23 protein-coding genes are annotated in these 25,657 nt (G+C 55.0%); 6 read left to right on the top strand and 17 right to left on the bottom strand.

The genetic code is table 11. The features are described from left to right. The first annotated feature begins 72 nt into the window (after positions 1–72). From BM235_RS20185 to BM235_RS20170, 4 genes are all read left to right on the top strand, one after another. Positions 73–1,572 (top strand): spore germination protein, encoded by a 1,500-nt coding sequence (locus BM235_RS20185; protein ID WP_255374489.1) that lies wholly within the window; start codon positions 73–75, stop codon positions 1,570–1,572. Then, the gene (locus BM235_RS20180; protein ID WP_158543825.1) at positions 1,569–2,795 is read left to right on the top strand and encodes a Ger(x)C family spore germination protein; all 1,227 of its coding nucleotides are present in this window, start codon (positions 1,569–1,571) and stop codon (positions 2,793–2,795) included. Before BM235_RS20185 ends, BM235_RS20180 begins: the two co-directional genes overlap by 4 nt. Before the next feature lie 46 nt (positions 2,796–2,841). After that, on the top strand, positions 2,842–3,939 hold the full coding sequence (locus BM235_RS20175; RefSeq protein WP_090116028.1) for a GerAB/ArcD/ProY family transporter: 1,098 nt from the start codon (positions 2,842–2,844) through the stop codon (positions 3,937–3,939). A gap of 100 nt (positions 3,940–4,039) precedes the next feature. Next, positions 4,040–5,125, top strand: coding sequence for a GerAB/ArcD/ProY family transporter (locus BM235_RS20170; RefSeq protein WP_090116027.1), 1,086 nt, complete (start codon positions 4,040–4,042; stop codon positions 5,123–5,125). Positions 5,126–5,131: 6 nt separating this feature from the next. On the opposite strand, the gene BM235_RS20165 is transcribed toward BM235_RS20170, so the two are convergent. The 6 genes from BM235_RS20165 to BM235_RS20140 form a co-directional block, all read right to left on the bottom strand. After that, positions 5,132–6,358 carry a Ger(x)C family spore germination protein gene (locus BM235_RS20165; RefSeq protein ID WP_158543824.1) on the bottom strand — a complete coding sequence of 409 codons (1,227 nt, stop codon included), beginning with the start codon at positions 6,356–6,358 and terminating at the stop codon, positions 5,132–5,134. Next, complete coding sequence (locus tag BM235_RS20160) at positions 6,355–7,953, bottom strand: spore germination protein (protein ID WP_090116025.1); 1,599 nt, start codon at positions 7,951–7,953, stop codon at positions 6,355–6,357. Before BM235_RS20160 ends, BM235_RS20165 begins: the two co-directional genes overlap by 4 nt. 168 nt (positions 7,954–8,121) lie before the next feature. Next, complete coding sequence (locus BM235_RS20155) at positions 8,122–8,457, bottom strand: YmaF family protein (protein WP_090116024.1); 336 nt, start codon at positions 8,455–8,457, stop codon at positions 8,122–8,124. 121 nt (positions 8,458–8,578) lie between these two features. Beyond that, positions 8,579–9,172 carry a TetR/AcrR family transcriptional regulator gene (locus tag BM235_RS20150; RefSeq protein ID WP_090116023.1) on the bottom strand — a complete coding sequence of 198 codons (594 nt, stop codon included), beginning with the start codon at positions 9,170–9,172 and terminating at the stop codon, positions 8,579–8,581. Positions 9,173–9,210: 38 nt separating this feature from the next. Further along, positions 9,211–10,122 (bottom strand): SDR family NAD(P)-dependent oxidoreductase, encoded by a 912-nt coding sequence (locus BM235_RS20145; protein ID WP_090116022.1) that lies wholly within the window; start codon positions 10,120–10,122, stop codon positions 9,211–9,213. A gap of 183 nt (positions 10,123–10,305) precedes the next feature. After that, positions 10,306–12,744, bottom strand: a complete 2,439-nt coding sequence (locus BM235_RS20140) for a fibronectin type III domain-containing protein (protein WP_143106710.1) — start codon at positions 12,742–12,744, stop codon at positions 10,306–10,308. A 352-nt stretch (positions 12,745–13,096) separates the two neighbouring features. On the opposite strand from BM235_RS20140, the gene BM235_RS20135 reads away from it, so the two are divergent. Further along, entirely contained in the window at positions 13,097–14,458 is a 1,362-nt protein-coding gene (locus tag BM235_RS20135; RefSeq protein ID WP_090116020.1) for an MATE family efflux transporter, read from the top strand. 44 nt (positions 14,459–14,502) lie between these two features. Here the strand turns inward: BM235_RS20135 and BM235_RS20130 are convergent, their stop codons facing one another. The 10 genes from BM235_RS20130 to BM235_RS20085 all read right to left on the bottom strand — a co-directional run bounded on the left by BM235_RS20130 (position 14,503) and on the right by BM235_RS20085 (position 24,352). Further along, positions 14,503–14,826, bottom strand: a complete 324-nt coding sequence (locus BM235_RS20130; RefSeq protein WP_090116019.1) for a hypothetical protein — start codon at positions 14,824–14,826, stop codon at positions 14,503–14,505. Positions 14,827–15,039: 213 nt separating this feature from the next. Beyond that, on the bottom strand, positions 15,040–16,659 hold the full coding sequence (locus tag BM235_RS20125) for a PucR family transcriptional regulator (RefSeq protein WP_090116018.1): 1,620 nt from the start codon (positions 16,657–16,659) through the stop codon (positions 15,040–15,042). Beyond that, entirely contained in the window at positions 16,656–17,093 is a 438-nt protein-coding gene (locus tag BM235_RS20120; RefSeq protein ID WP_090116017.1) for a cupin domain-containing protein, read from the bottom strand. Before BM235_RS20120 ends, BM235_RS20125 begins: the two co-directional genes overlap by 4 nt. 38 nt (positions 17,094–17,131) lie before the next feature. Next, the gene (gene atzF, locus BM235_RS20115) at positions 17,132–18,895 is read right to left on the bottom strand and encodes an allophanate hydrolase (RefSeq protein ID WP_090116016.1); all 1,764 of its coding nucleotides are present in this window, start codon (positions 18,893–18,895) and stop codon (positions 17,132–17,134) included. A gap of 57 nt (positions 18,896–18,952) precedes the next feature. After that, a complete protein-coding gene (locus BM235_RS20110) occupies positions 18,953–20,026 on the bottom strand; it encodes a cyanuric acid amidohydrolase (RefSeq protein ID WP_090116015.1) in 1,074 nt (357 codons plus the stop codon). Further along, positions 20,023–20,775 (bottom strand): ABC transporter permease, encoded by a 753-nt coding sequence (locus tag BM235_RS20105; RefSeq protein ID WP_090116014.1) that lies wholly within the window; start codon positions 20,773–20,775, stop codon positions 20,023–20,025. Before BM235_RS20105 ends, BM235_RS20110 begins: the two co-directional genes overlap by 4 nt. Further along, the gene (locus BM235_RS20100) at positions 20,772–21,623 is read right to left on the bottom strand and encodes an ABC transporter ATP-binding protein (protein WP_090116013.1); all 852 of its coding nucleotides are present in this window, start codon (positions 21,621–21,623) and stop codon (positions 20,772–20,774) included. The genes BM235_RS20105 and BM235_RS20100 overlap by 4 nt, the downstream gene beginning before the upstream one ends. Before the next feature lie 14 nt (positions 21,624–21,637). Continuing rightward, a complete protein-coding gene (locus BM235_RS20095) occupies positions 21,638–22,528 on the bottom strand; it encodes an ABC transporter substrate-binding protein (RefSeq protein ID WP_255374488.1) in 891 nt (296 codons plus the stop codon). A 212-nt stretch (positions 22,529–22,740) separates the two neighbouring features. Continuing rightward, a complete protein-coding gene (locus BM235_RS20090) occupies positions 22,741–23,424 on the bottom strand; it encodes a biuret amidohydrolase (RefSeq protein ID WP_090116011.1) in 684 nt (227 codons plus the stop codon). A 238-nt stretch (positions 23,425–23,662) separates the two neighbouring features. Beyond that, on the bottom strand, positions 23,663–24,352 hold the full coding sequence (locus BM235_RS20085; RefSeq protein WP_090116010.1) for a L,D-transpeptidase family protein: 690 nt from the start codon (positions 24,350–24,352) through the stop codon (positions 23,663–23,665). 145 nt (positions 24,353–24,497) lie between these two features. On the opposite strand from BM235_RS20085, the gene BM235_RS20080 reads away from it, so the two are divergent. Further along, complete coding sequence (locus tag BM235_RS20080; RefSeq protein ID WP_090116009.1) at positions 24,498–25,112, top strand: cupin domain-containing protein; 615 nt, start codon at positions 24,498–24,500, stop codon at positions 25,110–25,112. On the opposite strand, the gene BM235_RS20075 is transcribed toward BM235_RS20080, so the two are convergent. After that, entirely contained in the window at positions 25,109–25,552 is a 444-nt protein-coding gene (locus tag BM235_RS20075; protein WP_090116008.1) for a cell wall hydrolase, read from the bottom strand. The genes BM235_RS20080 and BM235_RS20075 overlap by 4 nt on opposite strands. Positions 25,553–25,657 lie beyond the last annotated feature (105 nt).

Genomic DNA, 25,657 nt, shown 5'->3' with positions numbered 1-25,657 from the left:
CTGGATATTTCCGGTATAGATGGGCAACGTATCTAAGATCGAGGGACGATGCCCGGAAAGGATGGACGACAGTTGAACGTATCGGAAAGGCCCGCCGAGCCTGCCATCGTGGAAAGGCTTCGCCACCGGTTTGGGGGAAGTTCGGACTTTATCGTCAGGCTCATTCAGGAAGGCCCGAAAGATCGCTGCCAATATGCCGTCTGCTATATCGACGGATTAGTGGATAAAAATTTGCTCGCGTTTTTGCTGGAAGCCGTCGTTGCGGAAGCTCGCGAAGGCGCCGGCATGACGCAGGACCTCGCGAGGTCGCTGACCTCGCGCATTCCCGTCGGATCGTTGACGGCCCCGGAATCCGAAGAGGCCCTCGTTCATGCGATATTGAACGGGGAAGCCGTCATTGTCGGAAATGAACTTACGTTCGAACTCTCTGTCGCGATTCCCGGCGGTCCCTCCCGCGCCGTCGAGGAACCGTCTTCGCAGACGGTCGTTCGGGGTCCTAAAGACGGCTTTACGGAAAATTTGGCGGACAATGTATCGCTCGTTCGAAGAAGACTCCGAACGCCCGACTTGCGGATCGAGAACCGCGTCCTCGGCCGATACACCAGAACGAAAATCGCGGTCTTTTATATAGAAGGCATCGTGCAGCCGGTCATTCTGGAAGAGCTCGGCCGCCGTCTGGACGCGATCGACATCGACGGTATCCTGGAGAGCGGTTATATCGAAGAATTTATTCAGGACACTTCCTGGACGCCGTTTCCGACTATACAGAACACAGAACGGCCGGACACCGTCGCAGGCCATCTGCTTGAAGGACATGCCGCCATTCTGGTCGACGGTACGCCGTTTGCCTTGATTCTGCCCGTCACCTTTTTCAAGTTTTTTTTGTCGAGCGAAGACTATTATCAACGGCACGATATTGCTTCGTTCGTTCGAATGATCCGGTTCATCGCTTTTTTCGTCAGCCTGCTCCTTCCTTCCCTGTATATCGCAGTGACGACCTTCCAACAAGAGATGATCCCGACGACGATGCTCATCAGCCTGGCCGCGCAGCGCGAAGGCGTGCCCCTGCCCGCTCTGCTGGAGGCATTGCTCATGGAACTGACCTTCGAAGTCATCCGCGAGGCCGGGATCCGCATGCCCAGGGTCATCGGTCCGGCGATCTCGATCGTCGGCGCCTTGGTGCTCGGCCAAGCCGCGGTACAGGCAGGATTGGTGTCCGGCGCGATGGTCATCATCGTCTCCTTTACCGCTATCGCGAGCTTCGTCATACCGGCACTCGGGATGTCGGCGGCCATTCGTCTGATGCGTTTCTTGCTAATGGTGCTTGCGGGCTCGTTCGGCTTATTCGGGGTTCTCGCGGGGATGATCCCGCTCCTCCTTCATCTCGTGGCGCTCCGTTCGTTCGGCGTTCCTTATCTTTTGCCGATTGCGCCTTTGAAATGGATGAATTTCAAGGATTTGTTCTATCGCTTGCCTTGGCGTACCCTCACAGAGCGGCCGGCCGTGATCGGAAGCCGCAATCCGCGGCGACAGCCTCGCCGAGGTCCCAAGCGGGAGGGGACTCGCAAATGAAGCGATGGCGGCTCATGCTCTGCGCGACGATGGCTTGCTGCTTGCTCGCAGGCTGCTGGGACCGCAGAGAACTGAATGAACTGGGCATCACCGCCGCCACGGCGATCGATCGGTCGGACAATGAATGGGTCGTGACCTATCAAGTGATCGTACCGTCCGCGATGTGGTCCGGCGCGGGCGGCGGCGGAGCGGCGAGCAGCTCCCAGTCGTCCGTACACGTCTTTACTTCGCGCGGCAGCACGATCCGGGAAGCGGCGAGCCGCGCGAACCTGGAGTTTACCCGGCAGCTTTACTTCTCTCACACCGACGTTCTCGTGTTGGGCAAGGAGGCGGCGCAGCAAGGGATATCGGAGGTTCTCGATTTATTTTTGCGAAGCTTCGACTCGAGAGAAACCGTATTGTTGACCGTCACCGACGGAGAAGCATCCAAGATCTTGCGGCAGCTCGTTCCGCCGGAAAGGCTGCCGGGCAGGGCGATCGCATCCATCATGGAGACCGATCAAAAAACATCCGGACTGACGCCGGCCGTGAAAATATTCGACGTGGCCAGGAGCATCTACTCGGATTCGAACGCGATCCTGGTGCCGGAAATCGGCATACGCCGCGTGGACGGCGGAAACGAGAAGGATCTGGAGGGGGTCGATGCATTTAAAACGACCATCGTACCGACAAAGCTCCGTCTGCTGCGACTTGCCGTATTCAAAGGAGCCAGGCTGGTCGGTTGGATCGATCAGGAAGAGAGCTACGGCCTGGACTGGTTGAACAATCGGATCAAAAAAACGATGATCGTATTCCCCTGCCCGGGCGCGAAGTCCGAAAAGGAACATGCCACCTATCAGGTACGGGCTTCGAAAACGCGGGTCGTGCCCGTCAGGTCTGGAGAAGCGTATCAAATGTACGTAAGGGTCAAAACGAAAGGCGCTTTGAACGAGTCCACTTGCACGAGAAGCCTAGCGGATCCCGCCATGGTCTCGGCCATGGAAAAGCAGATCGAAAAAGCCATCATGGACGACATTCGCTTGGGCTGGAGTGCAGCTCAGCGTATGCATGCCGATCTGGCGGGATTCGCTGACAAAATTCATCGGAAATACCCGAAAGCATGGCAAAAGGCAAAGCAAGACTGGGATCGGCAGCTCGAGCAAGTAGAGTTAAACATTCAGGTCCAAGCGACGCTTGAAAACATGGGCATGCTGAACGATACGGTGAGCGAGGAGCTGCCTTGACCGATCAGCCGGGCGGCATCGCGTTTCGAAGGGAGCTACGGGGGTTATGGACAATCAAACGAAAAACCCGGCGGGTTTGATCGCCTGTCTTGCCCTATACGAGATCGGCAGCACGACGCTTTTTCTCCTTGCCGCCGAAGCCAAACAAGATGCCTGGATCGCGATGACGATAGCTTCCCTCGTCGGATTCTTTTTGCTCTCGGTCTACTTGGCTATGCACCGGCTAGATCCCGAACGCGATCTGTTCGCGTTATGTCGCGCTTATTTGGGCAAATGGATCGGCACGGCGATCGGATGGTCGTTCGTCGGCTATTTCGCTTATGAATCCTCTCGCAATTTGCGGGATCTGGTTGAATTGACGTCGCAGATTTTGCTTAACGATACGCCTTTGTTCGTTATCGCCTTGATCACGATCGTCGTCGTGGCCAATACCGCACGGTATGGCGCGCGCGTGCTGTTTCTTTGTTCGCTTGTCCTGTTTCCGTTTGTCGTCGTCGGCTATCTGCTGCTTGTGGTGATGTTGGCCGGCCAACATCTGATTCATGCGGTAAGTTTGCTTCCCGTGCTCGAAAACGGCTGGCAGCCGATTTTCAAAGCCGCCTTCCCCAGCCTGGTTTCCTTTCCTTTCGGTCAAACGATCCTGTTCCTCGTTTTTTTTCCGCTCGTGCGCTCGCGAGCTCCGGGATTCACGCGATCCGTTTACCTTACGTACGGGGGCGTTTCCATTTTTCTGATCGCTATGAACGAGCTGATCCTATTCGTGCTCGGGCAATCCATCGCGGAGAAAGTTACCTTTCCTTTGTTGGAAAGCGTTCAGTTAATCGAATTCTCCCAAGTGTTCGAGCGCATGGATATCCTGTTCGTATTCGTGCTCTACCTCGGCCTCGGCGTCAAGTTGGCGGCTTTTTATATCGGCGCCGCGACTGGTTTCAGCCAATTGACGGGGATCGGTTACCGCAAAGGCGTCTTTGTGCTCGGCGCGGCGATTTTCGGCATTTCCTTCTTGTCGCCCAACTATACGCATCACATCTGGATGGGGAAGGTCGTTACGTCCTGGTTCACGATTTTTCAAATCGCCCTTCCGCTCCTCTTGTTCATGGTCATGAAGATCGATGGCGGCAAAAAAAGCTCCGGCCGAGGCTGACACGCCTTGTCTGCTACAGGCTATGGATCGCGTTTACTTTTGAATAAGTCAGGCATAATCTGGAAAACTAAAAAAGCTATCCTCATTACGACTTCGGGAGTTGCTCTTTATTTCGAACTATCAGCTGTTCGCGATCACTTTCATTTACCAATTAGGCACGACCATCATTTTCGGCTTCGGCAGCTCGGCCGGACGGGATGCTTGGATCGGCGAGCTCATTTCCACCGGCGTAGGCGTATTCATCATCTTGATCTATATTGCCTTAATGAAGCTGAATCCGGGGTTAACGCTCGTCCAATGGTTTCCCGTCCAATTCGGACGCTGGATCGGAACGCCAATTTCGTTTATGTACCCGCTAATGTTTATTTACGTAAGCGGACGGATTATTGCGGACGTCCGGGATATGGTCGCGACAGCCTTGTTATCGGATACGCCGTATATTTTAACCGCCGGTCTATTTGCCATTATCATGGCTTACTGCGCATTCGGCGGTATAGAAAGCGTATCTCGATTGGGAGAAATCTTCCTTCCCATCGTACTCATCTTGTTTGGTTTGGAGGTTATTCTCCTTTTTGGTTCGGACGTTTTACATATCCATTATTTGCAGCCGTCTTTTGAAAAAGGTTGGATGCCCATCCAGAAGGCCGTTTTTCCGGCCGGCATCACGCAATCGTTCGGGGAAACGCTCGTCTTCGCCATGTTCTGGACGCAGACCAAACAGCCGGAAAAGGTAATGAGGATCACCCTTCTAGCCACGATACTGTCCGGCGTCATGATTACCTGCTTCGACGTGCTGGCGATTATGGCGTTCGGAACCCTCTTTTCAGGTTTCTTGTACCCGCTTTACACCTTACTAAGCGTAATAAGCGTCGGACACTTCATTGAAAACCTGCAGATGTTCGGCGTCCTATATTTTTTAATGACGGCGCTTTTGAAATGCGTCGTTCTCATGCTCGCAGCCGTAACGGGAATTCAACAAATAACGAGAATGAAAAGTTACCGCGTCCTTGTCATCCCGGCATGCGCCATCGCGTTAATCCTTGGGCTGACGATGTCCAAAAATATCGCAGAGCATATTTATCGCCACCACTTTGAAATACTCGTCCCCTATATTTGGGTGCCCATGCTGCTGGTTGTGCCCGGGATCCTGCTTATCGTGTCATTGTTGCGCCGATTAAGAAAATAACCCTTTTTATTTCTTGATCTCATTAGGGTTCAATTGCAGCGACGGCCCGGTAACGCCGATCCGCCGAACCGTCATGTTAGCCTTCACGGTAACCTCGGACCTTTGAAACTCCTCTTTCCAATCGTCTTCCATGGACTTCCACAAGGCCAGATCCTTCCGGCGGATCGCATCGCTGAAGCCGAAAACGTCCGTTCCGTATTCCTTCTGCACGTCGGTAATCGTCTTCAGCGCGACTTCTTCGGCATGCCTGTTTAAAGCCTTTTCCAAATAGGAAATATTGTTGGTTTTCGTTAGATCCAGATTCGTGTTGTTCTCGCGAATCGCGCCTTGTCCCGTTAACGTGACAAGGATTTTTAACCGCCCGCCTTGATAAGCGGAATTGATTTTGCTTTTGGTTTTGATGACGTCCATGCTGACGTTGCCCTTTCCTTGCGGCAGCGTTTCGGACACCGTCATTTTCCTCAGATTGCCGGATACCCACCTCATGGCTCGTGCTTTTTCCATATCGATATATCCAACCATCTTTAATTCCTTGTTAAAAATAGCGGTGCCTACGATTCGGAACCCCTCTCGATCCGCTTGGGATTGGGCTTGTCCTTGTTGTTCATCCGGAACGTCAGGGTCCATGCCGATGGCGACGACAGGCAATGCCGGACATGCGCTGTCGCTTGACGCGGCGAGCAAGAAGTTCAGCAGCCCCATTTCTCTGGAAGCCGTCCCGATCTGGTCGTATTCCCCCAATACGCCGATTCCGGGAATGTTCTCTAACGGATACGATACTTTCAGAAAGTTTTGAGCGGTGTCGCCCTTGACGATAAAGATGTCGGTTCGCAGCTTGAGATTCGGATCCCGGCTGTAGGTATCGAAGATTTCCTTGACTCCTCGTCTGGCCATGGATTCTCCGATTACGATGACCCGCCGATGACCTCGGAACATTTCCCTTGAGAGCTTGGTTTGCATTCGCTGCACGGCATCAAGCGTATTCATGCCGTCGCTTGCAAGGACAAAATACGGTTTTCCTTTGCTAGCTTGGCTTGAAACGTCGCTCTGTCCGCCGCTGATTTTCGACGGAACGATGGCTTGCGCGCTAATCCTAATCTTTTGATTCGGGGCATCATCGATTCCCCAAGCCAGCTCGATGGCAATATCGTTGACTTCCGAACTGTCCCAACAGCCCGATATAAAGAAGATCGAGATCATTAAGCAGAGGCAAGCCGTAGCATTCTTGCTCATTGCCCCTCCTCCTCCTCTCGCTTCGGACTTGGCCGCTGGCCTTCGGGAATTCGCTTTGCATTGGAGCCGGCATTGAACGCGGGACGCATCGTCATCATCCATCGGGGCGCACGTAAAAATATATCCTTGATCGTGTGCGGCACCGGCGAGACCATCGGACTCATATACGGAACGCCAAACGAGCGCATACCGTTGAGATGTATAATCATGAGAAATACGCCGCTTACGATGCCGTATAGACCGAACATGCCCGCCAGGATCAACATCGGGAACCGAAGAAGCCGATACGCGGTCCCGAAATTGTAACGCGGAATGGCAAACGACGCGATCCCGGTCATCGCTACGACAATAACGACCGGCGCGGATACGATGCCTGCTTGCACGGCGGACTGCCCGATGACGAGCGCTCCCACGATGCTGACGGCCGAACCGACAGCCCTGGGCATGCGAAGGCCGGCTTCGCGGAGCCCTTCGAACATAAACTCCATGAGCAACGCCTCGACAAAAGTCGGAAACGGGACGCCTTCCCTGGAGTTCGCGATGCTGATGAGCAAGTTCGTAGGGATCAGTTGTTGATGAAAGGTAGACAGCGCGACATACAAGGAAGGCAGCATGAGGGCGATATTAAACAAGGAGTAGCGAACGAATCGAACGAACGTCGTATAAATGGATCGTTCATAGTAATCCTCCACTGCCTGCAGGCCGGTCCAAAAAGTCATCGGGGCGATCAACACGAAGGGCGTGTTATCGATCATGATCGCGACTTTTCCTTCAAGCAGGCTGGCGCATACGACATCGGGACGCTCGGTATTTTGAATCTGCGGAAATGGCGACCAGGGCGCATCTTCAATGAATTCTTCGATAAAGCCCGATTCCAGTACGCCGTCCATCTGGATTCGGCCGATTCTTTTTCGGACTTCGTCCAAGACCGTTCGAGACACGATCCCTTCGATATATACGATCGCGATGTCGGTTCGAGACACTCGGCCCAGCGTGATCGATTCCATTTTCAGCTTGGGGCTGCGGATTCGCCTTCGGATCAAGCTCGTATTGATGCGCAACGTTTCCGTGAATCCGTCCCTCGGTCCCCGGACGGACACTTCGGCTTCCGGTTCTTCGACCGCGCGTCTTTCGAAGCCTTTCAGTTCCGCGACGATAGCCCTATGTTCCCCGTCGATCAACAGGCCGATATTCGCTTTAAGAATGCCGTCGATGACGTTGTTAATCGTAGATACCGTTTGGATTTGCGAGACGGCAATCAATTGCTCTTGAATGATCTCCCCCGATATCGGAATGCCGTTCGACGCGGACCCGGCTGAATGTCCATCGTACAGGAGCGGCTTCAGCACGACTTGTTCCAACGTTTTGGTATCGACCAGTCCATCGGTATAAATCAGCAATAATTTGGGGTTGGTATGGAACGGACGGAATACGATATCGGAGCATCCTTGAAAAGCTTCCCTCAGCGCTTTCTCGTTTACGGAAAGTTCCGTGCTTAATTCCGCATGGGGTTCGGAAGGAAGATGGGTCGTGTCGATCGGGTTCGCGCGCTTGTCGCGAATCGATTGGCTTCGACGCTTGATCCGCAAAAACATCTCCTCCTCGGATAGACTGACCGCCGGTTCAGTTGTGTAGTATATCCAGCGGACCCAAAAATAAAATAAAAAAAGGTACAGTCTCCTCAACCTTCTTGAGTGGCTGTACCTTTTTTCTCTATGGGCTTTTCAGTGGCTCAAAAACGCTGGCCGGCCATTTTAAACGGATTAAACAAGCGGTCTATCGATTAATGTGGCAAAATTGAATTGGTGTCTATGCTCATCATTCTGCGTCGTCATTCCGGTGACGAAGTGAACGTGCTTGCCGTTGCCGACAGGAATGGCGGGACCCGTTTTGATTTTTTTGAGATTATGAAAATGGTCTAAAAAGTCTGTATGCGATAAATCGATTTCATGAATATGGCTATTACCGCTCCGGATCACAGGCCCTGTTACGCCTGCAAATCGATGATTATGTCTGTCCGCGCCTTCCTCCGCCAGCTTCGTGCTTCCCTCGAACTCATGAACGTGCGTCTGCCGCTTTCTTGACGCCTTTTTTTTCATCCGACAATATCCTCCCCTTGGAGTCAAATCACTTCAAGGGTAGTTTATTAAGGATCGGTAGACGTTGTGTTAGGTCTATCGACTAGTTGTTGGAAGTTCAATCACAGACCGGCTTGCTCTTCTATTTCGTCAAGATGTTCAGCAGACGGTCCACTTCCTGCGTCCAATCCATGCCCATCGCTTTCGCATCTTGAAGCATGAGACCGTTAACCACCGAGAGGAATAATATCAATCGCTTGTAGGGATCGCCTTCTGCGAATTGTCCTTCCTGCTGTCCTCGCACGAAGATCGGAATAATCTGCTCGATCGTATCCTGGGGAGAATATCGCTCGATCGCTTCTCTCGCCTTGCTCGGCACGCCTTCGGACGTGAGCGCTTGTTGAACGAGCAGGAAATATTGCTTATGGTCTTCATCCAACAAATGAAGCGTGAACGACCTTAATTGCTCAATAGGCGAGCCCGGCAGCTTTCCGATATCCTGGATGGCGTTCCGGGATTCCTCGATCGCCTCTTCCACGAGCAGCGCGAAAATCTCGTCTTTCGATTCGAAATAGCGGTACGATAATCCTTGGCTGATGCCGGCTTCCTCCGCGATCATGCTCATCTTCGTGCCGGAGAGCCCTTTCTCGGCAAATATTTTAAGAGCCGCCTTTTTGATCTGTTCTTTGCGTTCGTCGATCGCTTGTTCGGCTTGCGCTCTTGCTATTCTAGGCATCGTTTATCCTTCTTCCTTTTCGCGCGTCGCTTCGCGGTTTAAGCCCGAGAGACGAGGATTTGCTCCGCGCTCACATCCCACAGCTTCTTCGCCGCTTCGTTGTCGCTTGCTTGAACCGACGGCGTCCTTGTCTGTTTGCCGGCATAATAACGCCCGCTCTCCAGATTCTTGGCGTCCGTATCCGCCAGCCATACGAGCGTCTCCGCGCCCTTCTCGGGAGTTTGGGCAAATCGCTTCATGACGGCCATCGTCATCCGGGCGAGCCATCCGTTGTCCGCATTGAAATTCGTGTCGACGAGTCCCGGATCGAAACAATACGCGGCAACGTTCGTGCCCTGCAAACGTTTCGCAAGCTCGGCAGTGAACAAAATGTTGGCCAGCTTCGTCTCGCCGTACCGGAAGTTCGGGCCGCCCGTCATTTTGCCCCAAAACCCAAAACGACGCCGGCCGTTCAAATCGTCGTATCCGATGCCTTTTCTGGCCATCTTATGTCCGTGGGACGACGTCGTTATGACGCGGGCATCTTCGCTTAACATCAGTTTATCAAGGAGCAGTGTCGTTAACAAGAAAGGCGCGATATGGTTGACCGCCCAGGTCATCTCCAGACCCTCCTCCGTCAGCTTGCGGTCCACGAACATGGCGCCCGCGTTATTGATCAGCATATCGATCCTCGGACACTTCGCCGACATCTCGTTTGCAGCATGGCGAATGGATCGCTGAGAGGACATGTCGGCGATGAAGACGTCTACCGTAATCCGATTGCCTGAGGCAGCCCGCAGGTTTGCCGCAACCTCGTTACCTTTGGCGACATTGCGCGCTACGAGGCCTAAGTTCGCCCCTCTCGCGGCTAACGCTTGCGCAGCCGCCAATCCGATCCCGCTCGTGGCACCTGTAATGACGATATATTTTCCTTTTACGTTTTGACCTTCGGCTTGTTGAATTCCGCTCATTTGTAGTTCCCCCTCATTTAGATGAATGAACCGTTCACTTATTAACATTGTATGAACGATTCATTCATTTGTCAACGGGAGCATTTAATATATTTAGCACTTTTCATAAAAAACGACCCCGTGAGCGAATGCTCGCGGGACCGTTTTAATGCTGGCGATTTATTCACCTACAATGCTGCTTCCTTACATTCGAACGATGTACAAGGAACCTCCGTATACGCGATACCAGGCGTCAATCCGGTATGGATTCTCTCCCGGACCGATGTAGGATTGCTCACGGTATTCCAGCTTCCCCGGGCCGCTGAAGGTGTAAATGAGTTCTCCTTCGCGGGTGTAGAGGTATGTGGTGCCATAAAGCGTATACATGAACATGCCTTCCGGTATCCCTCTTGTTTCGTACTGCGTCTGCCCTTCCGGTTGCTCGATAACCGTACCGTTTTTCCAAAGGTATGTCATGGCGGAACCGCTGCTCTCCAACGTATAAACAATGCCTTCGACGGATAACGCGGCATTGATGATCGTTCGATCCGCCCCAGCGGCATCGTAAACCTTGACTTGGCTCTTATCGATACGGTTAAACAGCCACAACACGTGATCGCCGGTTTGTTTCCAAACGATATGATTTTGGTCAAAGTCAAGTATCGTTCCGTTAAAGCGATACAGAAGCGTTTCTGGCTTTGGTGTCGGTTTAACGGTGGTGACCGTCACGTTCTTCTCTAAGCTATGGTTGCCGGCTGCATCGACGGCGACCAAAGAAAAGAGGTAAGAAGTCTTTGGCGACAACCCCTGCGCTTCATAGCTGTTCACCGACCCTTCTAGGGTAGATAGCAACTTGTTGTTTTGATACAGCAAATACTTGACTACACCCTCTTCGTCCGCAGCCGGCTGCCAGTTCAGTTTTACGCCGTTAAAAGTCGCTTGGGAAAACGTCAACACGTCGCCCTGCGGCCACGTTGGCGCTTCGGTGTCGCTTGGCGCTTGAGCCTTCACCGTAAAGATCGTTTCGCCCAACAAATAATGAAGCTGATGGTCAATCCATCTCACAATGCCTGCGCCGCCGGCGATCGGCGTCGGCTTGTCCGTGCCTTGGCTATATTGGTACAGCTTTCCCGCATTTGCAATGACCATGGTACCCGAGGCATCCAGCGACCGAATCGTAGTACCTGTATTAAAGTAGGATGCCTGCTTCACCGAACCGCCGGGGGACTGCAGATAAAGCTGCGGTACTTGACTCGCATTCGCCTTCTGGTAGGCGATCCAGCCATCCTTTACTTCGTAGCCTTCGTGCGGCAGCAGCCGTTCCGGCGTCGTTCCGTGAACGACTTCGGTCACCGTTCCATCCAAGTACTTCATCAGGCTGCCGTCTTCTAGCGTGAATAAAATAGCCGCTCCGTCGGATACCGGCCCCCGTGGTGCCCCTGCATATTCAAATACGGTAGACGTGGTGCCCGTACGCGGATCGTAGCGTTTAATTTGATCGCTCGACGCGCCTGTGCCAGTCGGTTCCAGCAGGAGCGTGCCGCTCGGTTCCAGATCGAAGTTCAAATCGTAAGGATATGGAATATCGCGGGTCGTCCCGGTTTGGGTATCGATCCAATGAAGCGTCCCGAAGTTTGAAATCGCTACATCATTCCCACTGGCCTGCCAAACCGATCCGGACTCCACCGGGATAGACGCGAGGGTCGCTCCGTTCCACCAAAATAGCTTCATTTCGTACCAACCCGTGTCGATGAGGAAGGCGGCGCCAACAGGCGTCAGTTTAAACCCATTGGATCTGTCCGTCGTAATTCCTTTTAACAGTTCAGTTTCGGTACCCGCCAAGCGATCCTTGATGATCAACGCGCCGCTGCGTATCATCAATAGACGAGATTCGTCGGCATCCAAGATCTGCGCATCCGGTTCTCGCTCTACCTCCGTCAATTCAGGACTGGATTCGATATGAACGGTACGATTTACGGTAACCCGGCGATTGTAATCCCCGTCCGGCAGGCTGCCGTCCGAAATCGAATATTGAATGTTCAGCGTGTCGCCTTCATACTTCGTAACGTCATATTCGCGGTCGAATTTGCCTTCGCCTTGGTCGCTCTCGATGATATCCGGATATCGGAGATCCTCTCCGATCTGTACCATAAATGAAGGCTGTGCGAGATCGTCTTCGGCTTCGGCGATTACGTGCAGGCGGTGATCGCGAATTACGGCGTGATTGCTGGCCGGCTCTAATCGCGTCACGACCGGCGGTTCATCGTATTCAAAGGTTCCAGTTCCGGTTCCTGTGCCGTCATAAATGTCCGTTGCCGTAACGATAAGCGTATGCGTGCCTTTTGCCAGACCGTTCAGCGGCATTTCTCCTGTCCAATCGCAGCTGGCGCAGGCGCGTGTCAATGGTACTTCGCGACCGCTCGTAGACGCTTGAACCTGTTCAAGTTCATACAAGGAAGCAACGGCTGCAGTGATCTTTACCTTCGTGGCGGCCTGATCGGTCTTTAGTTCCTTCACCGTTACTGAAATGCTGCTTTCTTGTGCATTTACCCCGGAAGCGTCTTCAGCTGCTGCAATCTGAAAGGGCAACAACAACGTCAGCAATAGAAATCCGCAAACGAATCGTGTAAATCGCCGGTTCATTTCAACTCACTCCCATGGACGTTTTTAATAAACATACCATAATCAGGGAATTGTGGAATTACTCCAATGAACCATATTTGATTACCGCTTTTGCAGGATCGCATAATACCAAACTCCGCCTCCGGCAGCTGGACGCCGATCGACGATAGCCACGCTATAATTTCCATATTTATACCTCACTGTCTTTTATTTAAAACAATATCCAGCTATTTAAAAATAAGTTGTCAAAACATGAAAATAGGTTGCAAATCCCGCTATGAATCTGTATGAACACCCGTTTATAATAGGGCTTATGTCCGTTTGATCCGGATTTGAATGCAACGAGACGACAACATGCGGGAGGCATAAAGAATTGCAGCTGGCGAAACGGATTTTACACCTGGCGTTACCATCGATCGCTACGTTCTCGTCGATGACCTTTACGGGCTTGCTCGTTCTGATGATCGTCGGGAAGCTGGGCGCGGCCGCGATCGCGGTCGTCGGCGTGACGAACATTTTGATCTACAACATGTGGGCGCTGTGCGCCGGCATACAGAACGCGATCAATTATCTGGTCGCTCAAAACTACGGCTCCGGCGAAATGCGCCTCGCCAACCAGCGGATGCAAATCGCGCTGGTTCTCACCGGCGCGCTCGCGGTCATTTTGCTGGTAGGCAGCCTGCTCGCGCCTGAGCTCATTTTAAGAGCGATGGGACTGAACGACGAGATCGTCTCGCTTGGCGCCGATTACGTCATGCTCCGGATGATCGCGCTGATATTCGGCATATTCAGCGGCGCGTTCTTCGCTTACCTTCGCGCCATCGGCGATACCAAGACGCCGATGACGATCGCGCTCATTAACAGCGGCCTTGTCGTCGTGCTCACGTATGTGCTGGCTTACGGCAAATATGGATTCCCGGACCTAGGACTGCAGGGCGCCGCGTGGAGCGTATTGATTGCCGAGTTCGTCACGCTTGGCATGTGTCTGTGGGTGTATTACGGCTACCTGAACGCTACCCTGCTCACTCGCACCGTCGAACGGTTCGAACAGAAGCAGGTCAAGCTGATGATCTTCGAGAGCGCGAAGCTCAGCATGATGGAATTGTCCTACAGCCTTGGAATGCTCGTGTTCACCATTTGCATCTCGCGCCTTGGGACGGTTGCCATTGCGGCGAACGAGATCGCCTTGAACATCCTGTCGTTCGGATTCATGCCTTCGAACGGCTTCGGGGCGGCGGCAACGATCGGCACCGGACAAGAAATCGGAAAAGGACAGCACGCGGAGGCGAAGCGCTTCGGGCTGATGACGGTCGTGCTCGGCGTTCTGCTGATGGTGCTCATCTCCATCCTGATGTTCATCTTCGCCCTTCCGATCGCGAAGCTGTATACGCCGGAACGGGCGGTGTACATGGCCGTCATTCCGCTCATTCATCTGGCTGCATTCATCCAATTATTCAATACGACGGGCATTATTTTCGGCGGAGGACTACGCGGCATCGGCGACACGACTTATCTGTCCCGCGTGGCATTCGTCTTGAACTGGATCATCTTCATCCCTTGTACGCTGCTGCTGACGGTCGTGCTGGATTACGGGCAAGTCGGCGCTTGGATCGCGCTCTGCAGCAACATGGTGTTGTCTGCGGCGGCCAATGGCTGGCGGTACGTCAAGCTGGACTGGAGCAAGGCCCGCGTCAAGTCGGGGAAAACGCCTGCCGCGACCATGGTTTCGCACTGAATGAATACAAAGAGGACGGCACGCTAAGGTGCCGTTCTCTTTGTTTATTCCTCCCGACTTCCAAGCTTGAACCCGCTCAGATTGCTCAGGTTGGCTCTGGAGTTGCCCAATTTAGACGGTAAAGCGGGCGATGCGTTTTTTTGTATCAGCTCGAACTCCAGGTGCCGGATCCGGTCATTCGTGTCTTCGACGTAGTCCAGAATGACGGCGATCGCTAAAAATAAAATTCCGGCTATAAATCCGCCGATCCACATCAAAAAAGCCGGTCCCCAACGAAATCCGTCGAAGCCGCTTAGTCCTTGGACGATGCCCGAAATAATCCCGGCAATGATTAGAAATACGGCCAAGCCGTTCAGCGTTTTTACCATCCCATGACTCCTTTCCATCCGCCAATTCGCGCGTTCTCCTATTTAGACGTATTCAAAATTCTTTCGTTGCGGATAGCGGTCGTTGCAAATCGAAAAGCCATGCGGTCCATTCCCCGCATGGCTTTTCGATTAAGTTCGCGCTCCTTTTACGGCAATTCCGCAGAACCCGACGTCCGGTCGGATTCTCTATTCCTTCATATTAAAGTTATCGAGCTAGCGCGCCTGCCTCATCTCGTACAGCTTGACGGCCAGCTGCAGTTGCAGCCGGTCGTTCACCTTTTCCGGGTCGAGCCCGAGCAGTTCGTATACGCGCTCGATACGGTAAGCGACCGTGTTGTAGTGCGAGAAAAGCGCCTCTGCCGTCAGCTTGCCGTTTTCGTTGTGCTGCAGGTAGCACTGGAACGTTTTGAGCAGCTGCGTGTTGTGCTTGCCGTCGTATTCCACGATCGGCTTGACGATGCGGTCGAGGAATTCCTTGACCTGCTCGGACTCGGGCAGCAAATAAAGCAGCTGATAGACGCCGAGCTGGTTGTATCGGATATGGGCGTCGCGAACGCCGCATATGGAGCTGATCAAATGGATTTTGCGCGCTTGCTCGCAGCTGCGTCTAACCTCGTCGGCTGCGTCGACGGGGTCGCCGACGCAAAACGAAACATCCGCCTTGGATTCCAGTCCCAGTAGCTGCGACAGTCGATAAAGACATTTCTCCAGCTGTTGGTTCAAATGATCGTTCGTCTCGTGCGAGACGAGGAGCACCATATGTCCGTCGAGCTGCGTTCCCCAGATGCCTTCGCGCTCCGTACTGAAACGCCTGAATTGCTTGATCGCCTTGGACAGCAGCTTCGGGTTCGCGTGCTTGTCGGGCAATTTGAGGTAAATCGCGCTGTACGCGCCGTCGCGGGCGATACGGCATCCGCAAGCATCCGCTCTCGCTTGAATGTCCTGCCGGGTGACGATGCGTCCGGTCAGCCAGTCCTGCAAAAACTGGTCGACGTACTTGGATTCGACCTCGCGCCTTGCGTGAAGATTGGCCAATTCCAGGCTGACCAGCACGCCGATGCGGTCCAGCGTCAGCTTGTCCGCGTCATCCAGCTCCCGGTTCCATTCGAGCAGCAGCATGCTGCATTCGTTGTCCTTGCCGTCCTCGTTCGAGATGTACACCCGGATGCGCCGATCGCGGACCGTCATAAAGCTGACGCCCAGCTCGATGTCGTGGCAAAGCCGAGACCACTCTTGCGAATCCTCGGCCCCGGGAAACAGCGCCTTGGCCATCGGCGAAAAGTAAAGCTGGTTGGAGCCGTCCATCAAGACGACGGGGTTCAGCAGCGTCTCGTCCAGCTCCCCCAGGAAGTCCTCGATCCCCCCGCCATGCAGCAGCTTTTTCGATAGCTTCTGATATCTGAACTGAAGCAGCGACAGCTGCCTCGCTTCCTGGACCAGCACCCGCTCCATGACCTCGCGAACGACGTCGGAGAAGGAAGTCGGAAGCGGCAGTTCGATGAGCGGAATGTCGTATTGATTCGCCATCTCCAGCACGGCAAGCGGAATTTCCTCGATATATCTTTTCGTTTTAATGCCGAGCGCCGCCACGCCCCGCTCCGCGAGCTGGGGGATCATACCGGCGATCCGATCCGGATCGTCGCGAAAAGGAAAGCCGCTGGTCACGAGAAACTCGCCGGGCCGCACCCAATCGATCACGTCCGGCACTTCCATGACGTTGACCCGATTGACCGCCCGATCCATCCCTTTGTGACCCGCGAGTACGATAGCGCCTTGCAGATTCGGAATCAGCAGCAGATCGCGGCAGGTAAAGGCCAACGTGTCGTTAATCATCGGCCGAGCTTGTCGGTGTATACGTCTTCGACGAGATGCGTATTAAAGTATGAATTGCTAGGCACTTCGGCTTCTACGGGCAGGAAAATGCTGATCTGCTCGCTCGGCGAATCTCCGACGCAAGCGACGGAATGCACGACCCCGGCCGGCACATGGAAGGTATCTCCGGCTTTGTACAGCGTCCATGTCTCGTCTCGCAGCAGCTTTACCTGGCCGGACGTGATATGAATGATTTCCGCAACGTCGTGGTAGTGCGGGAGAACGGCGCCGCCCACTCCGATTTTCTCCCACAGCACCGAACTAACGCGTACCCCGAGTTCGTCCGCTTGCGAGGCATTCACGATCTCCCGGTGATACAAATGCCAATGGTTGGGCATTAGGCCCCATTCCATTTCGGCTCCGACGACGACTTTGGTTTCCTCCGCTTTGATCATGTAGACGCGCTCCTTCACGGTTTCTTGTTATTCATCGGTCAAACATTCCGCCAGCTTCCGGCAACCGTGACATCCTCCGCGCTAGCGGATGCGTATCCTTCACATACGAACCCGGGCACCTCGGTGCCGTCCGCCAGCTCGATCTTGCCGATCCCGAGCGGCGCCGGAATGAGCGCTGCGAACCGGCCGAACGTGTCCAGCGGCATCTCCCAAATTTCCAATTCGATGGCGGAGCCGCCTATCTCTTGCTTGATGAGTCCCGGCTTCGCGGGGGACGTCGGCAGCTTGAACAGCTTGTATTTGGAAGCCGTCTTCTCTTCTCGAACGAACGCGGCTCCATGGTCCTTCATTTGCCGCTCAAGCGGGAAGCCTCTCATGTGAAGCCCGCATACGGCAACCTGCGTCATCGTTTGCAGTTCGTCGGACAATCCGATCGCGCTCCGCTGAGACTTCTCTTCATGATCGGCCCAACGATCGGCGAGCTTCGCCAGCATCCCTTCTTCGCCCGACACCGCGAACAGCGTAATGCCGAACGGCACGTCCTGTGCGGCTTCTCCCGCGGGAATCGCGACGGCGCACAGGTCGAGCAGATTACAGTGATTCGTACAGCGCCCCATATCGCTATTCGTTCGAATCGGGTCGTTCCTGACCTCGTCGCGGGACCAAGTTCCGCCGGCCGTTGGCAGCAGGAGCACGGCGTGCTCGAGCAGCTTTGCCGCTTCAAGCTTCAATGCCTGGATCCGATGGATGGCCGTAAAGACCGCAGCTGCATCGTGCCGATCGCCCGAACCGGAGCGCAGCACCTGCTCCGTTACGGGGAACGTAACGCCGGGATGCGTCTCAACGAACGCGCCCAACGCCGCCCAACGTTCGGCGACCCAAGGCCCGTCATAAAGCACGGCTGCGGCTTCCGCGAACAAAGCGTAATCGATCGTCCGTACCTCGATGCCGAGCTGTGCCGCCTTCTTTTCCGCTTGCCGCCAGGCCGCTTCGTACTGCGAAGCATAAGGACCGAAAAACGGCCAGTCACCGGCGGGCAGCAAAATGCGACGCGGCAGCTCCGGCGACCGCTGAACGATCGTGCGAGACCATGGATCCGAACCGTCCGGTCCCCGTACAACGCGATCCACCAGCATTGCGTCATCGAGCTCGTGCGCGAATGCCGTGACGCAATCCAGGCTCCGGCATGCCGGCACGACGCCTCTCGTCGGCCAAGCCCCGAGGCTCGGCTTCAAGCCGATCAAACCGTTGAGCGCGGCGGGTACGCGCCCCGATCCCGCAGTGTCGGTGCCGAGCGCGAACGCGGCATGTCCGCGCGCTACGGCGACGGCCGAACCGGAGCTGGAGCCGCCGCTGATGAGCGCGGGCTTCAGCGCGTTATGCGTCTCGCCGTAAGGGCTTCTCGTCCCTACCAGCCCGGTCGCGAATTGATCCAGGTTGGTCTTGCCGAGCGGGATCGCTCCCGCTTCGACTAATCTTTCTACGACGGAAGCGTGTACGTCCGGCGTATAGGCATACTCGGGACATCCCGCCGTCGTAGGGACGTTCGCAAGGTCGATATTATCCTTAATGGCAAACGGAATTCCCCACAGGGGCGCCGATTGGTCCAACGTATCCAGTCTTTTCAGATAAGGCTCGAGCGCCTCAGGCTCCGGAGGGACGATCCAAATGTTCATGTCCCGGTCGGCGCGGGCGCGGCGGCAGATCTCTGCCACGACGTCTCTCGGCGTAAGCTTCCAAGCCGCGTATTGTTCGCGCAGCCAGGCTGCGGTTATTCGCAGGGGGAATTGTGCGGCAGTCATCGTCGGCTTCTCCTCCTTGTCGCTTGCTATTGATTCTCCGCTCTTTTGGCCTTAGCGCTATGAATTCGTCCGCCGGAAAATGACGGCGACCGGTCCACCGCCCGCCGGTCCCTGATGCTCGGCCCCGCCGGAGACGTAAATCATCGGATCGCCGACGATCGATGCCAGCACGGCCCCCACTGCTGCCCGCGCATGACGCGTGTGATTGATGTCCGAATCGTTCAACATGGTGTGCCTGCGGCCGCGAATCATCCCCGTCGGATCGGCTTCGGCTTTTGCGAGCACCTGCACGACTTCCGCGCCAGGATTGTCCGCCAACATCGCGAGCAGCGGCTTCGCGTCGATCGCGTCGGTCATGACGCCGTGGCTCATATACAGCTCGCCGCTTGCCTGCGCCGAGTTGCCGAAGACGATCACTTCGCAATAGGCGAGCTCGCTTCCCGCCGACGTGGACGCAACGTCGCTGAATTTGCCCCAAGATTGGCAGACGTCTTCGTCGCCGATGTCTTCCCGACTAATTTCGCCGAGCGCGACGGCCGCGCCAAGCGCGGAAGCCCCGCGGGAATAGCCCATCGACTTGTACGTATCGTCCACCGCGACGCCGGCTCCCCGAGCTCTGGCGTCTGCCATATCCGCGTCCGTCAGCAGCGGGCACTTGATCTGGACGAAGTGCACGTCGGAAGCCGCTTCGATACGCGCCTCCGCCATGGCGCGGCCAACGGCTGCACATACTTCGTCGATCTGGGCAGAACGCCCGAGCTCCTCCGGGAGGAAGCGCCGGGTATGCGCGACGCCGACCGCAAGCGCCTTCGATCCGTCGGCGGCCGGCTCGCCCGCGGCTTCCGAACGGCTAATGACCGTGAAGTGCGGCGCGAGCACGCCCTCGGTGCCGCCCGACATGATAAAGGAAATGCGATCCGCGGCCTCTCCTCCGATCAGCCCGGCGAAAAAGCCGCGAAGCGTCTGGACCGCGTAGCCTCTCGTGAAATCGTTGACGCAGCCATTGCCTTCCGTTTTTCCCAATACTGCGATCACCTGAGACGGACGTATCGTTCCTTCTTCTATATGCGCCCGCAGCGACGCCGTATCGCTCGGAGATGCTGCCGGAACGCGGACGACCGAGATATTCATGCCTCATCCACCTTTTGCCAGAAAATGACTCTTTTTTCGACCGATGCGATAATCCCGAACAAGATCAGACCCGCGACCGCCGCCGCGGCGATCGCCGAGAACATGACCGGCGTGTCTAAATGATAGGAGGACAACAGCACCAAATACCCGAGACCTTTGTTCGAACCGACGAATTCGCCGACGATGGCGCCCACGATGGCGAGCGAGCTGGAGATTTTCAGGGCGGACAGCACATAGGGAAGGCTGGTCGGCAGCCGCAGCTTCCAGAAGATCTCCGCCTTCGTTCCTTTATAGGCCGAAAACAGCTCCCATGCCTCGTGCTCGACAGCCTTCAAACCTTTAACGCTGTTAACGAGTATGGGGAAAAAGCAAATGATCATGGAGGCGGCCACTTTGGACCAATAACCGGTTCCCAGCCAGATGACGAGCAATGGCGCAAGCGCCACGACCGGCGTCGTCTTGAGCGCGATGGCCAGCGGGAAAATGCCCTTCTCCGCCGGCCGCGAATGGACGAACAGAATGGCCGTCAGGAATCCCAGCACGTTCGCGAGCAGGAAGCCGAGCACCGCTTCGTACAAGGTCACGCCCATATTGCGCAGCAGCTCGCCGTCGATCACTCGGGCGATGTCCGTGGGCGCCGGAAGCAGATAAAGCGGGATATCGAACAGCCGGACGACGGCCTCCCAGATCAAGATCAGGCCGACGGCGAAAGCGACGGGGTACAGCATATCCTTGAATTTGGTCGTCATAGCGCCTTCACCTGCTTTCGAATTTCCCTGACCGTGCTTAAAAATTCCGGATGCTCTTGCATCTCCGCCTCCCGCGGGTGGGACAGCGGCACGTGCACGATGTCTTGGACCTTGGCCGGACGCGGCGACATCATCACGATCCGGTCCGACATGAGCACGGATTCTTGAATCGAGTGCGTGACCATGACGACCGTGTTCAACCCCGTGTCCGGGTTGGCCCATAGGCGGAGAAGCTCGATGTTGAGCTTCTCCCGCGTGAATTCGTCCAGCGCGCCGAAAGGTTCGTCCATTAATAGAATCGACGGGTTCGCCGCGAGCGCTCTGGCGATCGCGATCCGCTGCTGCATCCCCCCGCTCAGCTGCTGCGGAAAGTGGTTGCGGAAGTCCGTCAGTCCCACAAGCTCCAGCGACCACTCGGCTTTCTCGCGGCGCTCGGCTTTCGATTGCTTGGCGCGCTGGGGTCCGATGCTGAGCGGCAGTTCGATGTTTTGGATCGCGGTTTGCCAGGGCATGAGCACCGGCTTCTGAAAGACGATGCCGATCTCTTCCCGGGGCACGTGGTGCACGATGGCGCCCCCCCGATCCGGCGAGAGCAGGCCGAGGATGAGCCGGAGAAGCGTCGACTTCCCGCAGCCGCTCGGACCGAGAATGGACATGAACTCACCGCTCTGGATATCGAGAGACACTTGGTTTAATACGCGCACGCTGCCGAACGTCAGGGAGCAGTCCTGAATCGAAATGGCGTTCGTATGGAGGCTGGGACTGGAATTGGAGTTGGAGTTGGAGTTGGAGTTGGGGCCTGCGGCGCGATCTCTGGCAGGCTCGGCTAGGCTACGTATGGCCGCCATCGGCTATCTCTCCTTTATGGTTGAATGAATTCGTTCGTAAAGGCCGCGGTCAGGTCTTGCTTCTTCTTCAGGAAGCCAACGTCGATCAGGCTGTCCTGCAGCGTGCTCCATTCCGATTCTTCCATCGTGCCAAGCGGGCCTTTATCCGCTTCGAGCAGCGGAATGCTGGCGTTCATCATTTTCGTCTCGTGCGCGATATCGAGCTGATCGCCGTATTGGACCGTCACTTGCGCCGCTTCGTCCGGATGGTTGATCGCGTAGTCCCACCCTTTCATCGTCGCTTGGACGAAGCCTTTGACCGTCTCGGGGTCCTTCTGGATCATTTTCTCGGTCGTGAACAGCGTATCCGCGTAGAAATTAATGCCGTAGTCGCTCGGATAAATGACGTTCACTTCCTCTCCTTGCTCCTGAGCCGCGATGACTTCGTTGATCACGTAGCCCGGCCAAGCTTTGACTTGCCCCGTCAGCAGCGGGCTAAGATCGAATTTGACGGGCATCTCGCTGATCGATTTGGCCTTAACGCCAGCTTTGTTGACCATCGCCCGATACGTGAGCTCCTCGTTGCCGCCGAGCTTGACGCCGACTTTTTGGCCTTCGAGATCCTTCATAGATGTGATGCCGGAGCTTTTGAGCGTGAAAAGCACGAACGGCGTAGAACGGTAAATGACGGACAAGGCGACGACCGGCGCCCCCTTCTCGCGGGACATCAAGATTTGGTCGGCTCCCGTGACCCCGAAGTCCTCGCTTCCCGAAGACACCATTTGCACCGAGGGGAAGTCCGAACCGCCGGGGCGGATATCCACGTCGAGACCGGCGTCCTTGTAATACCCTTTCTCTTTGGCGATGTAGAAGCCGGCAAACTGCGCTTGATTGATCCATTTCAGACGAACGACGACTTTCTTCAATTTTTGAGCGTCCGCGTCCGTGCTTGTCGCGGCCGAAGCCGCCGCCGTCGTTGTGGCCGCCGACGCGTCGTTTGCTGGCGACGGATTGACGTTACCGCTATTGGTATTTGTATTGCTGCCGCAACCGGCAATGGCAACGATAGAAGATAACAGAACCACGGACATCCATTTCCCGTTCACTTTGCGCATTTGCGATTCCCCCATATTCCTTTTTATAAAGATTCCAAAGCTTTAAGCAATTTGCCCGAATCGGATACGCTGCCGAATACGCCGCCCTGCATCTGCACCATGCGAAGCGCCGCTTCGTGGTTGGAAGGATCGGTCGCTCCCGTACAATCCTCTAAGATCAGGCATTCATAGCCGCGATCGTTCGCTTCCCGCATCGTCGTATGGACGCAGACATCGGTCGTGATTCCCGTCAAGACGAGGTGCGTGATCCCTTGCGTCTTCAGGATCAAATCCAGGTCCGTGGCATAAAAGCTGCCTTTGCCCGGCTTGTCGACGACCGGTTCTCCCGGCAGCGGCGCTAGCTCGGGGATAATCTCCCAGCCCGGCTCTCCCCGCACCAGGATTCGTCCCATGGGCCCGCTGGAGCCGATCTCCGCTCCCGCTTGCCGGCTCCTCCAGCGCTTGTTCGCCGGCAGATCGGACAGATCGGGCCGGTGTCCCTCTCTCGTGTGGATGACCGTAAAGCCCGGTATTTCCCGAACTCGCTTAAGCAGCCGCGAGATGGGGCCGATCGCCCTTGCAGTTAACGACAGATCGTAGCCCATTTGCTCGACGTAGCCGCCTTTGCCGCAAAAATCGGTTTGCATATCGATAATCAAAAGCGCCGTTTTGTTCGGCTCAATCCTCTCGTCGTAAGGCCAAGCATAGGGTTTGGCTTCAACGTTCATGTCAGGTCCTCCTATCCGAAACGCTCATTTCTTTGTGATGTGTCACATTATATCACGTAATAATTTCAGGTGGTTTGTAAATATTCCAATATTATTTGCATTATACTTGTATAATTTCCGAGATAACGTTCATATATTACATTGAATGATAGATTAATGAAATATCGTTCCTTGAGTACTGCCGATGGGAAATAAAAAAAGCCCGCGATTTACGCGGACTTTAATGGCACGTCGGACGTTATTCCAACAGACCTAATTTTTCGTACACGGTCAGCGTGACGACGCCACTCGGGATGAGACCGTTTTGACGCTGGAATTTTTTTAGCGCGTTTGTCGTGGAATGCCTGAATCTGCCGTCGCAGGGTCCGTTGAAATAACCTGCGCTTTGCAATCGGTTTTGAACGAGCTGAACGACAGCGCCGACGTCCCCTTCGCTAATCGATCTCAGCTCTTGACTCGCTTCTCCGAGCACATGGCCGAATATGGTCACTTTTGTCCCGACGGGAATAATCTCGTATAATTCCTCGACATCCCGATTTCGCATTCGAATACAGCCGTGGCTGGCATGTTGGCCGATGGAGAACGGCTTGTTGGTGCCGTGAATTCCGTATACGCCCCAGGGCACGTTCAAGCCGATCCAACGCGAACCGAACGAAGGACCCCAATTTTTCCCCTTATAGGTAACGATGTACTCTCCAACGGGCGTAGGCGTAGAAGGATTACCGACCGCGACCGGGAAGCTTTTGTATGGAATATGGTCCATGTAAACCAATAACCGATGCCGCTGAGGGAACACCTCAATCGTAATAAGGCCTGTATCTTTGACGATCGGAAGCGCCGGGTTCGCATGCGTATGTATCGGCACGAAGGTTAGGAACGAAAAGCAGAGGATGATACTGCCCCAAAGCTTAGATCGGTATCGGCTCATTTCCCATACCCCGTTTAATTTTCCCTTATCATGACCAGATGCTTGGATTTCATTCGAACAATTGACGTATATAGCGAGCTCTCGACTCATATCGTGAAAATAGGAGAAAAAATGCGCTTCTAGCGAAGACAGGAGGAAACATCTTTTGGCCGTTTCGTATATGGATTTTACTTCTCCCAACGTGCAGTTCGCGTACGACGTAAACCAAAACCGGACTTTTACCAAAGACAGCGCCAACTTTATCAATACGCTCGGCGTTCAACAATTGAATACGCTTGGCAATGCATCGCTGCTGGATATTTATTTGTCCGCGGGCAACGTGGTGGAGCCGCACATCCATCAGAACGCTTCAGAGCTTGTCTATCTGGTTTCGGGAGGAGCCGTCGTTTCGATTCTCAATCCGTTTACCAAAGAAGTTCGCAACTTCACCCTCAGGTCGGGTCAGGTGGCCCTCATACCGCAGGGCTGGTTCCACTGGGAGATCGCTACGGAGAACCATACGCACATCATCGCGATCTTCGATGCTCCGACGCCGGAATTCATCGCCGTATCGGATTTTCTGCGACTCGCGCCCAGAAATATACTTGCCCATACTTATTGTCTGGACGAAGCCCAAATCACCGCCGCTCTCGCACCGATCACGGATACAACGACGATCGGACCGCCCGCAAACTGCGGAAAATCGGCTGTCCGGCAGGCGCAGCCTCGCATTCAAGCGCATGCAGCACCGTCTTATCCGGTCCAGCCGATCCCATTTTAAAACGTATTAAAAACATTTTCGCATTCTTCTACGGTCGGTTGATAAAAGCAGTGCTTCTTCCATCGTCCTACGAGCGGCTGATCATACCAGGTCGGCGGACAGGGCCCGGGATTTTCGAACGAACCCGGGCGGAAATACCAAAGCGAGAATTCGGCCGGCCAACTCCGCTCCCCGTTCACCGCCCGTTGCGCCAGACGGCGTTCCCGATCCCTTGCGCTTTGATAGTACATTCCATGCTGCAACGCTTCGAACGCATGCGGTTGGTTGATCATTTGGGGGATGGTACGGATTCCTTTAAAGTCGGAGCAGTTCGCTCGAATCCGGTTGATGCCCACGTTTCCAACGAGGAGCATGCCCGTCTCGCCTTCGGTCTCGGCTTCTGCGCGAAGCAGCCTTGCCAACATGTCGATATCCTGTTGCCTGGCTTTTACGACTGCCATGAGCTCACCTCTTTAGCTTTCTAGGCTCATCATATTGGAGGCGAAGCGGATATGTGACTCTGTCGGCATCGATATTCCATTGGCGCGCTTCGTCACGCGTCCAAG

The organism is Cohnella sp. OV330, from assembly GCF_900112065.1.
In the GTDB taxonomy this organism is placed as follows: Bacteria; Bacillota; Bacilli; order Paenibacillales; family Paenibacillaceae; genus Cohnella.
The sequence above is the reverse complement of the archived record's forward strand: the minus strand, read 5'-3'. Positions and strand labels throughout refer to the sequence as shown.